The following is a 15,316-nucleotide window of genomic DNA, read 5'->3' as shown; positions in this document are numbered from 1 at the left end:
ATACCAAGACTAATATAAATAGAGTAGGCAAGTATTCAATCGTGTATTGATTACTTGCCTTTTTTATTGTCTTTTTTATAGTTCGCGCTCTTTAAAAAAGACCAAAACATCGAAGTTCTCGAAAAATTGTATTACCAAAGCTTGGGCAGATCATATTAATATCCTCACTCTTTAATATAAGCCTTTACAAAACTTGTATAGACAAGTTATAATTTCAATAACATTAAAAGAAAAAAGGGAGTGGGTCGTCATGGCTGTAAAAAAGAAAGATGTACAAGATATCGTCGAAGCTATTGGGGGCAAGGATAACTTAGAAACTGCAACGCACTGTGTGACGAGGTTGAGGTTGGTTTTAAAAGAGGATGATAAGGTAGATAAAGAAAGGTTGGCTGACAACGATTTAGTGAAAGGTCAATTCAAAGCAGATAACCAGTATCAAATTGTGATTGGTCCTGGAACGGTAGATGAAGTCTATAAACAGTTTATAGATGAGACGGGAATGAGTGAAGCGTCTAAAGAGGATGCGAAAGCTGTAGCTGCTAAAAAGGGAAACCCTATTCAGAGACTCATTAAATTATTGGGAGATATCTTCATACCTATATTACCCGCAATCGTTACAGCAGGTTTACTAATGGGTATCAATAATTTACTAACTATGGAAGGTCTTTTTGGTCCGAAACCATTAGTAGAACAATTTCCACAGTTGGGTGATATTTCTAATATCATCAATGTAATTGCGAGTACTGCCTTTATATTCCTGCCAGCATTAATCGGTTGGAGTAGTATGCGAGTATTTGATGGGAGTCAAATATTGGGGTTAGTACTTGGTTTGATTCTGATGAACCCTCAATTAGTATCGCAATATGACATAGCAAAAGGGCATATTCCGACATGGAATATTTTAGGTTTGGAAATTAAACAGCTCAACTATCAAGGGCAAGTATTACCTATATTATTAGCTTCATATGTACTAGCTCAAATTGAAAAAGGTTTAAACAAATTTGTACATGATTCAATTAAGATGTTGGTCGTAGGACCGGTAGCATTACTTATTACAGGATTTTTAGCCTTTATTATTATAGGGCCAATAGCCTTAGGGCTCGGTACAGGTATTACGAATGGAGTAACGTTTATATTTGAACATGCTGGATGGTTAGGCGGCGCGATTTATGGTTTACTCTATGCACCGCTCGTCATAACAGGGTTACACCACATGTTCTTAGCGGTAGATTTTCAACTCATGGGTAGTCAATTAGATGGAACTTATTTATGGCCAATACTTGCGATTTCTAACATTTGTCAAGGGTCTGCAGCTTTTGGTGCATGGTTTGTTTATAAAAAACGTAAAATGAGAAAAGCGCAAGGTTTAGCGATGACTTCAGGTATTTCAGGGTTTTTAGGGGTCACAGAACCAGCGATGTTTGGTGTTAATTTACCATTGAAATACCCATTTATAGCTGCTATCTCGACATCATGTATCTTAGGTGCGATTATTGGTGCGAGTCGTGTACTTGGTAATGTCGGTGTTGGTGGTGTGCCAGCAATTATTTCGATTCAAAAAGAATATTGGGTAGTGTATAGCATTTGTATTTTAATTGGTATCATTGTGCCATTCCTTCTTACAATATTCTTATCACGATTTAGTAAAGAAGAAACAGAAACGCTTGTGAAAGAATAAATAATATAGATAACTACAATTAAACTCGCTAAAATTAATTAGTGAGTTTCTTTATAGAAAAAATAGTGAATTAAAGGTGGTAATTGTATGGGTCAGAATGATTGGAGAAAATCAGTTGTTTATCAAATTTATCCTAAGTCTTTTAATGATACGACGGGGAATGGTGAAGGCGACTTACAAGGTATTATAGAAAAAATGGATTACTTACAATATTTAGGCGTGGATTACATTTGGCTAACGCCTGTATATGAGTCTCCAATGAATGACAACGGCTATGACATTAGTAATTATTATAAGATAAATGAAGCATTTGGAACAATTGAGGATTTAGAAACATTAGTTGTTGAAGCACATAAGCGTGATTTAAAAGTGATGTTAGATATTGTTATTAATCACACTTCTACAGAACACGAATGGTTTAAAGCGGCTTATAAAAGTAAGAATAGCCCATATAGAGATTATTATTTTTTCAGAAGGTCAGCAAATGAATGCCCACCGACCAATTGGGAATCGAAATTTGGTGGGAACGCATGGAAATATGATGCGTCGACTGATGAATATTATTTACATTTATTTGATGTTACACAAGCAGATTTGAATTGGGATAATCCCGAAGTACGTCATGCTTTATATGACGTTATCAATTATTGGATTGATTTTGGTGTAGATGGATTCCGTTTCGATGTTATTAATTTAATTTCTAAGGGTGAATTTAAAGATTCGGAAAAGATAGGTAAAGAATTTTATACCGATGGTCCTCATGTTCATGAATATTTGCATGAGATGAATCGTCATACATTTGGAGATAAAGATATGATGACGGTAGGTGAAATGTCTTCGACTACAATAGAAGATTGTATTAAATATTCTAACGAACACCGTCAAGAGTTAAGTAGCGTATTCAATTTCCATCACTTAAAAGTAGATTATATTGATGGAGAAAAATGGACGAATGCCAAACTTGATTTTCATAAATTGAAGCAGATACTGATGGAGTGGCAACTTGGTATATACAATGGCAAAGGGTGGAATGCAATATTTTGGTGTAATCATGATCAACCACGTGTTGTTTCAAGGTTTGGTGATGATTCTACAGAAGAATCAAGACAACAAAGTGCTAAAATGTTAGCTACAGTGTTGCATATGTTGCAGGGTACACCTTATATATATCAAGGTGAAGAAATTGGCATGACAGATCCTCATTTCACAGATATCAACCAATACAGAGATATCGAATCATTAAATGCCTACCATAACATGAAAAATGCGGGATATGATGAACAAGAGATACTTGAAATATTAAGTCAAAAATCTAGAGATAATGCTAGAACGCCTGTGCAATGGACTGATGGAGCGCAAGCTGGATTTACCTCTGGTGAATCATGGATTGATATACCAAAGAATTTTGATAAAATCAATGTTGAAGCAGCTATGCAGGATGAGCAATCTATATTGCAAACTTACAGACGACTCATACAGTTACGTCACGAGTATGACATTATCACATATGGAAGTGTCGAACCGTTATATATGAACCATGAAACGTTATTTGTATATAAGCGTCATCTTAATGATGAAACGTGGTTAATTATTGCAAATTTCTCAAACGAACCTATAGACCTTCCAGCAGATATAAATATAACTGGAGAAGTCATGATACAAAATGGTCATATTGAAAACGGTACGATTGGAGCATATAGTGCAATTGTAGTTGCCCAATAATTAAAAGGTAGAGAGTGAGTGCGCATGGTACAGAAAAAATTTATTACGATATATGAAACAATACGTAAAGACATCCTAGAAACACGATTATCGTATGGTACTCAATTGCCATCAGAGCATGAATTAGTAGAAACGTATGAAGCTTCCCGAGAAACTGTACGTAAAGCGCTGAATTTATTGGTTAGGGATGGTATGATACAAAAAATTCGTGGTAAAGGCTCTGTTGTGATTTATCAAGGATTGACTGAGTTTCCTTTTGCAGATTTAAAGAGTTTTAGAGAAGTGCAGCATGGCTTAGGGCTTCGATATGAAACAGAAGTTAAAGTATTAGAACATATCTTTGCGGGTGATGTACCTCTAGTAAAAGACATATTAAACGTTCGTCAAAATACGAAGTTGTGGCATATTATCCGTACGAGAGTAATTAATAATAAAGTGAAAATTATAGATGAAGATTATTTTGTCGCTGATATTATTCCGAATGTGACAGTTGATATCGCAAAACAATCATTATATCAATATATTGAACAAGAATTACGGTTAGAAATTAGTTATTCTAATAAGTCTATTACATTTGAACCTTTTGGATATTTGGAATACGAAGCATTTGGCGAGGTTACGCCACCTTATACTGCAACAGTTCGTGGTATTGTACACTTAAAAGATACTACGAAATTTCAATATAATATCTCTAAGCACCTGGCTACAGAATTTAAGTTTAATGATTTTTCAAGGCGGCATAAGGTATGAAATATGATGGGCGGTAAGTGTATTTTGAATGACTTATATAGATAAATTATAAAATCAACAATATGTAACACTTGCATTCGGGTCTGATATTATAGTATGATATATTTTGCCGTGCTAGGTGGGGAGGTAGCGGTTCCCTGTATTCGAAATCCGCTTTATGCGAGACTGAATTCCTTTGCTAAGGGTGCGTTTTTGTGAAGTCTGCCCAAAGCACGTAGTGTTTGAAGATTTCGGTCCTATGCAATATGAACCCACGAACCATGTCAGGTCCTGACGGAAGCAGCATTAAGTGGATCATCGTATGTGCCGTAGGGTTGCTGAGGTTTAGCTGTCGACTTTGGTTACGTTTATGATACGCATTCGAAGCGAAGGTGCACGGCTTTAATTTTTAAATAATGTAATAAAGATATATAAATGTGGAGTGACGCATCTTTTGATAGCAGTCACTCTTTTTTTATATTAAAATATAAGCAATACTTTGGTGGAACAAAGATATCGTTTGGTAAAACTGTTGTAAAAACGAAGTAGTTAAATCAAAGTTTAAAATGAAATGCTATAGGAGGCGCCAATGCAAATTTATTTAAGTTCTTTAACTGAAAATGATTATGACACGAGCCTACAAGCAATTAAAGCAGCGTTTGAAAACGTAATAGAATCAAACCATGATGAACAAGATTTGGTAGTGAGATTGAGAGAAGCTCCGGAATACAATTATGAATTAGAAGTTGTCGCAAAAAATGGCGAGGGTGAAGTTGTCGGACATATAATGTTGTCTGAAATAGAGATAGTTAATGATGAGCGAAGTTATATTGCTTTAGCACTAGCACCGCTATCGGTTACGCCAGAATACAGAAACATGGGTCTCGGTAAAGCGTTGATCCAAGCAGCAGAAGAACGTGTGAAAGCACAAGACTATACAACAATTATTGTGTTAGGAGATCCAGAATATTACGGCAAGTTTGATTATAAAGAAGCGGCGCAATTTGGTATATACAGTCCTTTTGACGTGCCTTCGGAAAATTTCATGGTTAAATTCCTATGGGAGCAACTAGCAGACCAACCTAATGGTAAAGTGGTTTATCCAGAAGCTTTTAATTAATATTCAAGTATCAACTACAATGCTATAATAGTTGGTGAATGCTATTGGAGGTGCGAAAGTGAATTATCAAGCTTTATATAGAATGTTCCGACCGCAAAGTTTTGAAGACGTTGTAGGACAAGAACATGTAACTAAAACCTTACGTAATGCAATTTCAAAAAGTAAACAATCACATGCGTATATATTTAGTGGTCCAAGAGGGACAGGAAAGACGAGTATTGCAAAAGTTTTTGCGAAAGCCTTAAATTGCTTAGAGCGTACAGATGGTGAGCCTTGTAATGAATGTGATATTTGTAAAGGAATTACACGAGGTACAAATTCTGATGTCATTGAAATTGATGCTGCAAGTAATAATGGTGTAGACGAGATTCGTAACATTAGAGACAAAGTTAAATATGCACCGAGTGAATCGAAATATAAAGTTTATATTATTGATGAGGTACACATGTTAACGACAGGAGCCTTTAATGCTTTACTGAAAACATTAGAAGAACCTCCAGCACACGCTATATTCATATTGGCAACTACAGAACCTCATAAAATACCTCCAACGATTATATCGAGAGCGCAACGATTCGATTTTAAAGCAATCAGTCAAGATGAAATTGTCGAGCGTTTAAAATTTGTAGCTGATACACAAGAAATTAAATACGATGACGCAGCGTTAGAATTCATAGCGAAAGCTTCAGAAGGTGGTATGCGTGATGCACTTAGCATTATGGATCAAGCCATCGCCTTTGGTGATGACCATCTTACGATACAGGATGCTTTGAATGTAACTGGTAGCGTAGACGAACGTGCACTTAATGAGTTGTTCAAAGAGGTGGTTTCAGGAGATGTGAAATCTGCTTTCTCTACATACCACCAATTTATTTCAGAAGGCAAAGAAGTGAATCGACTAATCAATGATATGATTTACTTTGTCAGAGATACTATTATGAATAAAACCTCTGATACAGAAGCTGAATTTGATGCCTTGCTACACTTTGATTTAGATACCTTATATAAAATGATAGATGTTATTAACGATACACTTGTATCTATTAGATTTAGTGTGAATCAAGGTGTGCATTTTGAAGTATTATTAGTGAAAATTGCGGAGATGATTAAAGGGCAACCACAAAATGTACAAACTGTAGCCACTACAAGTATTGCGGCAGAGCCTAATAATGATGTATTACTACAAAGGATGGAACAATTAGAAAGTGAATTAAAAACACTGAAGACGCAAGGTGTCACAACTACCAATGCATCTCAACAAACCAAACGTGCTTCAGCAAGTAGAGGTGGACAATCTAAGAATGCATTCTCTATGCAACAAATTGCTAAAGTACTAGATAAAGCTAATAAAGATGATATAAAGTTATTGAAAGATCATTGGCAAGACGTTGTTGGTCATGCTAAAGATAATGATATGAAGCCTTTAGTAAGTCTTTTACAAAATTCTGAACCTGTTGCAGCGAGCGAAACACATGTGCTTATCAAATTTGATGAAGAAATACATTGTGAAATCGTTAATAAAGATGATGAAAAACGGGGAAATATCGAAAATGTGGTTTGTAAAATTATTGATAAAACAGTTAAAGTAGTGGGTGTCCCTGATGATCAATGGATGCGAGTTAGAACTGAATATCTACAAACTAGAAGTAATACTGAAAAAACAGAAGGTGGAAGTGAGAATCAAGTTGCTGCTAATTCCACTGAAGAAGTTGATGTTGTACAAAAAGCTAAAGATCTTTTCGGAGAGAGTACAGTGAATGTACTTGATGAAGAATGATACATGACAATGAATAAAAAGGCATGTATAATGAAACGAAAGATTCATTATATTCAATGATTCATTATATTCAATGATATAGAAGATTTAAGGAGGATTTATTATGCGCGGTGGCGGAAATATGCAACAAATGATGAAACAAATGCAAAAAATGCAAAAGAAAATGGGCGAAGAACAAGAAAAGTTAAAAGAAGAGAAGGTTCAAGGTACTGCTGGTGGCGGTATGGTGACTGTAACAGTATCTGGTCATAAAGAAGTGCTTGATGTAGAAATCAAAGAAGAAGCTGTAGATCCAGATGATATCGAAATGTTACAAGATTTAGTAATAGCTGCAACTAATGAAGCGATGAACAAAGCGGATGAACTTTCACAAGAACGCTTAGGTAAACATACTCAAGGCTTAAACATCCCTGGAATGTGATCGTATGCATTATCCAGAACCAATTTCTAAACTTATTGACAGTTTCATGAAACTGCCAGGCATTGGGCCGAAAACGGCACAACGTCTGGCGTTTCATGTATTAGATATGAAAGAAGACGATGTTGTTCAATTTGCTAAATCATTAGTGGATGTCAAAAGAGAACTTACCTATTGTAGTGAGTGTGGACATATAACGGAACAAGACCCATGTTACATTTGTCAGGATAAGCAAAGAGATCGATCTGTTATTTGCGTAGTGGAAGATGACAAAGATGTTATCGCTATGGAAAAAATGCGCGAATATAAAGGGTTGTATCATGTGTTGCATGGCTCTATATCACCTATGGATGGTATTGGTCCAGAAGATATTAATATACCGAGTTTGATAAATCGTTTAAAAAATGAGGAAGTCAAAGAGCTCATCTTGGCTATGAATCCGAATTTAGAAGGTGAATCAACAGCTATGTATATCTCTAGGCTAGTGAAACCGATTGGGATTACTGTAACTAGATTGGCACAAGGACTCTCTGTTGGTGGAGATTTAGAATACGCTGACGAAGTGACTTTATCAAAAGCGATTATGGGAAGAACCGAGATGTAGCAAGGTGTTAATCGAATATTTGAAGTAGGAACAGAGCTATCTATATAGGTAGCTCTGTTTTTTTGTAAATAATATTAAAAAATGTAAAAAACATTAAAGTATGTATATATAGTTAAAAATCAAAGGGATAATAGTATTTTTCACCTTAAAACGCCATAAAAACGAACCATATATACCATATAACAATGAAAGTTTGCGAAATGACTGCGACTCATATTGGACAGTGTGAAAAAGTGTAATTTTTAGCGTTGTTAAAAGCTTTTAATGCGTGTATAGTATTTACTTGTCGGACGAAACAAAACGACAAACGCAAACAAACTTTACAAATGATTCACTAAAAATTAATTTAAAAAAGTTATTGACTTTCTAAGTCAAAACCTGTAAAATTAATTCTTGTGTTGAAGAACATTAAATTGTTGGTTCAAACGTGTTAGAGAGATCACTCTACTTAGTATTTTATGAGCTAATCAAACATCATAATACTTTATGGAGAGTTTGATCCTGGCTCAGGATGAACGCTGGCGGCGTGCCTAATACATGCAAGTCGAGCGAACGGATAAGGAGCTTGCTCCTTTGAAGTTAGCGGCGGACGGGTGAGTAACACGTGGGTAACCTACCTATAAGACTGGAATAACTTCGGGAAACCGGAGCTAATGCCGGATAACATATAGAACCGCATGGTTCTATAGTGAAAGATGGTTTTGCTATCACTTATAGATGGACCCGCGCTGTATTAGCTAGTTGGTAAGGTAATGGCTTACCAAGGCGACGATACATAGCCGACCTGAGAGGGTGATCGGCCACACTGGAACTGAGACACGGTCCAGACTCCTACGGGAGGCAGCAGTAGAGAATCTTCCGCAATGGGCGAAAGCCTGACGGAGCAACGCCGCGTGAGTGATGAAGGTTTTCGGATCGTAAAACTCTGTTATTAGGGAAGAACAAATGCGTAAGTAACTGTGCGCATCTTGACGGTACCTAATCAGAAAGCCACGGCTAACTACGTGCCAGCAGCCGCGGTAATACGTAGGTGGCAAGCGTTATCCGGAATTATTGGGCGTAAAGCGCGCGTAGGCGGTTTCTTAAGTCTGATGTGAAAGCCCACGGCTCAACCGTGGAGGGTCATTGGAAACTGGGAAACTTGAGTGCAGAAGAGGAAAGTGGAATTCCATGTGTAGCGGTGAAATGCGCAGAGATATGGAGGAACACCAGTGGCGAAGGCGACTTTCTGGTCTGTAACTGACGCTGATGTGCGAAAGCGTGGGGATCAAACAGGATTAGATACCCTGGTAGTCCACGCCGTAAACGATGAGTGCTAAGTGTTAGGGGGTTTCCGCCCCTTAGTGCTGCAGCTAACGCATTAAGCACTCCGCCTGGGGAGTACGACCGCAAGGTTGAAACTCAAAGGAATTGACGGGGACCCGCACAAGCGGTGGAGCATGTGGTTTAATTCGAAGCAACGCGAAGAACCTTACCAAATCTTGACATCCTTTGAAAACTCTAGAGATAGAGCCTTCCCCTTCGGGGGACAAAGTGACAGGTGGTGCATGGTTGTCGTCAGCTCGTGTCGTGAGATGTTGGGTTAAGTCCCGCAACGAGCGCAACCCTTAAGCTTAGTTGCCATCATTAAGTTGGGCACTCTAGGTTGACTGCCGGTGACAAACCGGAGGAAGGTGGGGATGACGTCAAATCATCATGCCCCTTATGATTTGGGCTACACACGTGCTACAATGGACAATACAAAGGGCAGCTAAACCGCGAGGTCATGCAAATCCCATAAAGTTGTTCTCAGTTCGGATTGTAGTCTGCAACTCGACTACATGAAGCTGGAATCGCTAGTAATCGTAGATCAGCATGCTACGGTGAATACGTTCCCGGGTCTTGTACACACCGCCCGTCACACCACGAGAGTTTGTAACACCCGAAGCCGGTGGAGTAACCATTTATGGAGCTAGCCGTCGAAGGTGGGACAAATGATTGGGGTGAAGTCGTAACAAGGTAGCCGTATCGGAAGGTGCGGCTGGATCACCTCCTTTCTAAGGATATATTCGGAACATCTTCTTTAGAAGATGATAGAGGGATAACATTGACATATTGTATTCAGTTTTGAATGCTCATTGGAGTATTCAGTGCATAATTTGTACATTGAAAACTAGATAAGTAAGTAAAATATATAGATTTTACCAAGAAAAACCGAGTGAATTAGAGTTTTAAATAAGCTTGAATTCAAAAAAGAAATAATCGCTAGTGTTCGAAAGAACACTCACAGATTAATAACATTTTGGGTTTTTAACCGACTTTGTCGTGTTAAAAGTCAAAAAAGATTAAGTTATTAAGGGCGCACGGTGGATACCTTGGCACTAGAAGCCTATGAAGGACGTTACTAACGACGATATGCTTTGGGGAGCTGTAAGTAAGCTTTGATCCAGAGATTTCCGAATGGGGAAACCCAGCACGAGTTATGTCGTGTTATCGATATGTGAATACATAGCATATTCGAAGGCAGACGCGGAGAACTGAAACATCTTAGTACCCGCAGGAAGAGAAAGAAAAATCGATTCCCTGAGTAGCGGCGAGCGAAACGGGAAGAGCCCAAACCAACGAGCTTGCTTGTTGGGGTTGTAGGACACTCTATACGGAGTTACAAAAGAACAAATTAGACGAATCATCTGGAAAGATGAATCAAAGAAGGTAATAATCCTGTAGTCGAAAGTTTGTTCACTCTTGAGTGGATCCTGAGTACGACGGAACACGAGAAATTCCGTCGGAATCCGGGAGGACCATCTCCCAAGGCTAAATACTCTCTAGTGACCGATAGTGAACCAGTACCGTGAGGGAAAGGTGAAAAGTACCCCGGAAGGGGAGTGAAATAGAACTTGAAACCGTGTGCTTACAAGTAGTCAGAGCCCGTTAATGGGTGATGGCGTGCCTTTTGTAGAATGAACCGGCGAGTTACGATTTGATGCAAGGTTAAGCAGTAAATGTGGAGCCGTAGCGAAAGCGAGTCTGAATAGGGCGTTGAGTATTTGGTCGTAGACCCGAAACCAGGTGATCTACCCATGACCAGGCTGAAGTTCAGGTAACACTGAATGGAGGGCCGAACCGACTTACGTTGAAAAGTGAGCGGATGAGTTGTGGGTAGCGGAGAAATTCCAATCGAACCTGGAGATAGCTGGTTCTCTCCGAAATAGCTTTAGGGCTAGCCTCAAGTGATGATTATTGGAGGTAGAGCACTGTTTGGACGAGGGGCCCTTATCGGGTTACCGAATTCAGACAAACTCCGAATGCCAATCAATTTAACTTGGGAGTCAGAACGCGGGTGATAAGGTCCGTGTTCGAGAGGGAAACAGCCCAGACCACCAGCTAAGGTCCCAAAATATATGTTAAGTGGAAAAGGATGTGGCGTTGCCCAGACAACTAGGATGTTGGCTTAGAAGCAGCCATCATTTAAAGAGTGCGTAATAGCTCACTAGTCGAGTGACACTGCGCCGAAAATGTACCGGGGCTAAACATATTACCGAAGCTGTGGATTGTCCGTAGGACAATGGTAGGAGAGCGTTCTAAGGGCGTTGAAGCATGATCGCAAGGACATGTGGAGCGCTTAGAAGTGAGAATGCCGGTGTGAGTAGCGAAAGACGGGTGAGAATCCCGTCCACCGATTGACTAAGGTTTCCAGAGGAAGGCTCGTCCGCTCTGGGTTAGTCGGGTCCTAAGCTGAGGCCGATAGGCGTAGGCGATGGATAACAGGTTGATATTCCTGTACCACCAAAATTCGTTTTGAGCGATGGGGGGACGCAGTAGGATAGGCGAAGCGTGCTGTTGGAGTGCACGTCCAAGCAACAAGACTGAGTATTAGGCAAATCCGGTACTCTTAAGGTCAAGTTGTGATGGGGAGAGGAAATTTTTTCCTCGAGTCGTTGATTTCACACTGCCAAGAAAAGCCTCTAGCTAGAATTTTGGTGCCCGTACCGCAAACCGACACAGGTAGTCAAGATGAGAATTCTAAGGTGAGCGAGCGAACTCTCGTTAAGGAACTCGGCAAAATGACCCCGTAACTTCGGGAGAAGGGGTGCTCTTTAGGGTTAACGCCCAGGAGAGCCGCAGTGAATAGGCCCAAGCGACTGTTTATCAAAAACACAGGTCTCTGCTAAACCGTAAGGTGATGTATAGGGGCTGACGCCTGCCCGGTGCTGGAAGGTTAAGAGGAGTGGTTAGCTTCGGCGAAGCTACGAATCGAAGCCCCAGTAAACGGCGGCCGTAACTATAACGGTCCTAAGGTAGCGAAATTCCTTGTCGGGTAAGTTCCGACCCGCACGAAAGGCGTAACGATTTGGGCACTGTCTCAACGAGAGACTCGGTGAAATCATAGTACCTGTGAAGATGCAGGTTACCCGCGACAGGACGGAAAGACCCCGTGGAGCTTTACTGTAGTCTGATATTGAAATTCGTCACAGCTTGTACAGGATAGGTAGGAGCCTTTGATACGTGAGCGCTAGCTTACGTGGAGGCGTTGTTGGGATACTACCCTCGCTGTGTTGGATTTCTAACCCGCACCATTTATCATGGTGGGAGACAGTGTCAGATGGGCAGTTTGACTGGGGCGGTCGCCTCCTAAAGAGTAACGGAGGCGCTCAAAGGTTTCCTCAGAATGGTTGGAAATCATTCATAGAGTGTAAAGGCATAAGGAAGCTTGACTGCGAGACTTACAAGTCGAGCAGGGTCGAAAGACGGACTTAGTGATCCGGTGGTTCCGCATGGAAGGGCCATCGCTCAACGGATAAAAGCTACCCCGGGGATAACAGGCTTATCTCCCCCAAGAGTTCACATCGACGGGGAGGTTTGGCACCTCGATGTCGGCTCATCGCATCCTGGGGCTGTAGTCGGTCCCAAGGGTTGGGCTGTTCGCCCATTAAAGCGGTACGCGAGCTGGGTTCAGAACGTCGTGAGACAGTTCGGTCCCTATCCGTCGTGGGCGTAGGAAATTTGAGAGGAGCTGTCCTTAGTACGAGAGGACCGGGATGGACATACCTCTGGTGTACCAGTTGTCGTGCCAACGGCATCGCTGGGTAGCTATGTATGGACGGGATAAGTGCTGAAAGCATCTAAGCATGAAGCCCCCTCAAGATGAGATTTCCCAACTTCGGTTATAAGATCCCTCAAAGATGATGAGGTTAATAGGTTCGAGGTGGAAGCATAGCGATATGTGGAGCTGACGAATACTAATCGATCGAAGACTTAATCAAATATTAAACCAGTTTTGATTGGTAACTTTTAAATTTTACTTACTATCTAGTTTTGAATGTATAATTTCATACATTTCATTGTCTGGTGACAATGGCAAAGAGGTCACACCTGTTCCCATGCCGAACACAGAAGTTAAGCTCTTTAGCGCCGATGGTAGTCGGACTTACGTTCCGCGAGAGTAGGACGTTGCCAGGCAGTCCATTTTGACCTTCGGGTCGTTTTTTTATGGAAGTTTTACCCTTTTACAATTTAATTTAAAAAAGTTATTGACTTTCTAAGTCAAAACCTGTAAAATTAATTCTTGTGTTGAAGAAATGAACATTGAAAACTGAATCGCAATATGTCAACGTTAATTCCGAACACAACATTAAATTGTTGGTTCAAACGTGTTAGAGATAACACACAAATTAGTATTTTATGAGCTAATCAAACATCATAATCATTTATGGAGAGTTTGATCCTGGCTCAGGATGAACGCTGGCGGCGTGCCTAATACATGCAAGTCGAGCGAACGGATAAGGAGCTTGCTCCTTTGAAGTTAGCGGCGGACGGGTGAGTAACACGTGGGTAACCTACCTATAAGACTGGAATAACTTCGGGAAACCGGAGCTAATGCCGGATAACATATAGAACCGCATGGTTCTATAGTGAAAGATGGTTTTGCTATCACTTATAGATGGACCCGCGCTGTATTAGCTAGTTGGTAAGGTAATGGCTTACCAAGGCGACGATACATAGCCGACCTGAGAGGGTGATCGGCCACACTGGAACTGAGACACGGTCCAGACTCCTACGGGAGGCAGCAGTAGGGAATCTTCCGCAATGGGCGAAAGCCTGACGGAGCAACGCCGCGTGAGTGATGAAGGTTTTCGGATCGTAAAACTCTGTTATTAGGGAAGAACAAATGCGTAAGTAACTGTGCGCATCTTGACGGTACCTAATCAGAAAGCCACGGCTAACTACGTGCCAGCAGCCGCGGTAATACGTAGGTGGCAAGCGTTATCCGGAATTATTGGGCGTAAAGCGCGCGTAGGCGGTTTCTTAAGTCTGATGTGAAAGCCCACGGCTCAACCGTGGAGGGTCATTGGAAACTGGGAAACTTGAGTGCAGAAGAGGAAAGTGGAATTCCATGTGTAGCGGTGAAATGCGCAGAGATATGGAGGAACACCAGTGGCGAAGGCGACTTTCTGGTCTGTAACTGACGCTGATGTGCGAAAGCGTGGGGATCAAACAGGATTAGATACCCTGGTAGTCCACGCCGTAAACGATGAGTGCTAAGTGTTAGGGGGTTTCCGCCCCTTAGTGCTGCAGCTAACGCATTAAGCACTCCGCCTGGGGAGTACGACCGCAAGGTTGAAACTCAAAGGAATTGACGGGGACCCGCACAAGCGGTGGAGCATGTGGTTTAATTCGAAGCAACGCGAAGAACCTTACCAAATCTTGACATCCTTTGAAAACTTTAGAGATAGAGCCTTCCCCTTCGGGGGACAAAGTGACAGGTGGTGCATGGTTGTCGTCAGCTCGTGTCGTGAGATGTTGGGTTAAGTCCCGCAACGAGCGCAACCCTTAAGCTTAGTTGCCATCATTAAGTTGGGCACTCTAGGTTGACTGCCGGTGACAAACCGGAGGAAGGTGGGGATGACGTCAAATCATCATGCCCCTTATGATTTGGGCTACACACGTGCTACAATGGACAATACAAAGGGCAGCTAAACCGCGAGGTCATGCAAATCCCATAAAGTTGTTCTCAGTTCGGATTGTAGTCTGCAACTCGACTACATGAAGCTGGAATCGCTAGTAATCGTAGATCAGCATGCTACGGTGAATACGTTCCCGGGTCTTGTACACACCGCCCGTCACACCACGAGAGTTTGTAACACCCGAAGCCGGTGGAGTAACCATTTATGGAGCTAGCCGTCGAAGGTGGGACAAATGATTGGGGTGAAGTCGTAACAAGGTAGCCGTATCGGAAGGTGCGGCTGGATCACCTCCTTTCTAAGGATATATTCGGAACATCTTCTTTA

At 41.0% G+C, this 15,316-nt stretch carries 7 protein-coding genes, 4 rRNA genes and 1 other RNA gene; all 12 read left to right on the top strand.

The features are described from left to right. Positions 1-250 precede the first annotated feature (250 nt). The 12 genes from treP to QMO72_RS12130 all read left to right on the top strand — a co-directional run bounded on the left by treP (position 251) and on the right by QMO72_RS12130 (position 15,287). Positions 251-1,678, top strand: coding sequence for a PTS system trehalose-specific EIIBC component (treP, locus tag QMO72_RS12185; RefSeq protein ID WP_103266394.1), 1,428 nt, complete (start codon positions 251-253; stop codon positions 1,676-1,678). 87 nt (positions 1,679-1,765) lie between these two features. Continuing rightward, positions 1,766-3,400, top strand: coding sequence for an alpha,alpha-phosphotrehalase (gene treC, locus QMO72_RS12180; RefSeq protein WP_103266393.1), 1,635 nt, complete (start codon positions 1,766-1,768; stop codon positions 3,398-3,400). Positions 3,401-3,424: 24 nt separating this feature from the next. Further along, a complete protein-coding gene (gene treR, locus QMO72_RS12175) occupies positions 3,425-4,150 on the top strand; it encodes a trehalose operon repressor (protein WP_103266392.1) in 726 nt (241 codons plus the stop codon). A 109-nt stretch (positions 4,151-4,259) separates the two neighbouring features. Then, an RNA gene (gene ffs / locus QMO72_RS12170) (signal recognition particle sRNA large type) lies at positions 4,260-4,529 on the top strand. A 189-nt stretch (positions 4,530-4,718) separates the two neighbouring features. Further along, on the top strand, positions 4,719-5,249 hold the full coding sequence (locus tag QMO72_RS12165; protein WP_103266391.1) for a GNAT family N-acetyltransferase: 531 nt from the start codon (positions 4,719-4,721) through the stop codon (positions 5,247-5,249). A 58-nt stretch (positions 5,250-5,307) separates the two neighbouring features. Further along, positions 5,308-7,026, top strand: a complete 1,719-nt coding sequence (gene dnaX / locus QMO72_RS12160; RefSeq protein WP_103266390.1) for a DNA polymerase III subunit gamma/tau — start codon at positions 5,308-5,310, stop codon at positions 7,024-7,026. Positions 7,027-7,129: 103 nt separating this feature from the next. Then, positions 7,130-7,447, top strand: coding sequence for a YbaB/EbfC family nucleoid-associated protein (locus QMO72_RS12155; RefSeq protein ID WP_046836848.1), 318 nt, complete (start codon positions 7,130-7,132; stop codon positions 7,445-7,447). A gap of 4 nt (positions 7,448-7,451) precedes the next feature. Further along, entirely contained in the window at positions 7,452-8,048 is a 597-nt protein-coding gene (gene recR / locus QMO72_RS12150; protein ID WP_046836847.1) for a recombination mediator RecR, read from the top strand. Positions 8,049-8,531: 483 nt separating this feature from the next. Next, positions 8,532-10,084, top strand: a 16S ribosomal RNA gene (locus QMO72_RS12145). A 286-nt stretch (positions 10,085-10,370) separates the two neighbouring features. Then, positions 10,371-13,291: ribosomal RNA gene (locus QMO72_RS12140) — 23S ribosomal RNA — on the top strand. 81 nt (positions 13,292-13,372) lie between these two features. Beyond that, a 5S ribosomal RNA gene (gene rrf / locus QMO72_RS12135) occupies positions 13,373-13,487 on the top strand. A gap of 247 nt (positions 13,488-13,734) precedes the next feature. After that, a 16S ribosomal RNA gene (locus QMO72_RS12130) occupies positions 13,735-15,287 on the top strand. Together the 16S, 23S and 5S rRNA genes form the textbook arrangement of a ribosomal RNA operon. Positions 15,288-15,316 lie beyond the last annotated feature (29 nt).

The sequence above is a fragment of the Staphylococcus casei genome, assembly GCF_030294405.1.
GTDB classification, from domain to species: domain Bacteria; phylum Bacillota; class Bacilli; order Staphylococcales; family Staphylococcaceae; genus Staphylococcus; species Staphylococcus succinus.
The sequence above is the reverse complement of the archived record's forward strand: the minus strand, read 5'-3'. Positions and strand labels throughout refer to the sequence as shown.

What these genes read in the sequence shown, in the direction of transcription:
- treP (WP_103266394.1), top strand. Translation starts at nt 251, where the DNA reads ATGGCTGTAAAAAAGAAAGATGTACAAGATATCGTCGAAGCTATTGGG.
- treC (WP_103266393.1), top strand. Translation starts at nt 1,766, where the DNA reads ATGGGTCAGAATGATTGGAGAAAATCAGTTGTTTATCAAATTTATCCT.
- treR (WP_103266392.1), top strand. Translation starts at nt 3,425, where the DNA reads ATGGTACAGAAAAAATTTATTACGATATATGAAACAATACGTAAAGAC.
- QMO72_RS12165 (WP_103266391.1), top strand. Translation starts at nt 4,719, where the DNA reads ATGCAAATTTATTTAAGTTCTTTAACTGAAAATGATTATGACACGAGC.
- QMO72_RS12155 (WP_046836848.1), top strand. Translation starts at nt 7,130, where the DNA reads ATGCGCGGTGGCGGAAATATGCAACAAATGATGAAACAAATGCAAAAA.
- recR (WP_046836847.1), top strand. Translation starts at nt 7,452, where the DNA reads ATGCATTATCCAGAACCAATTTCTAAACTTATTGACAGTTTCATGAAA.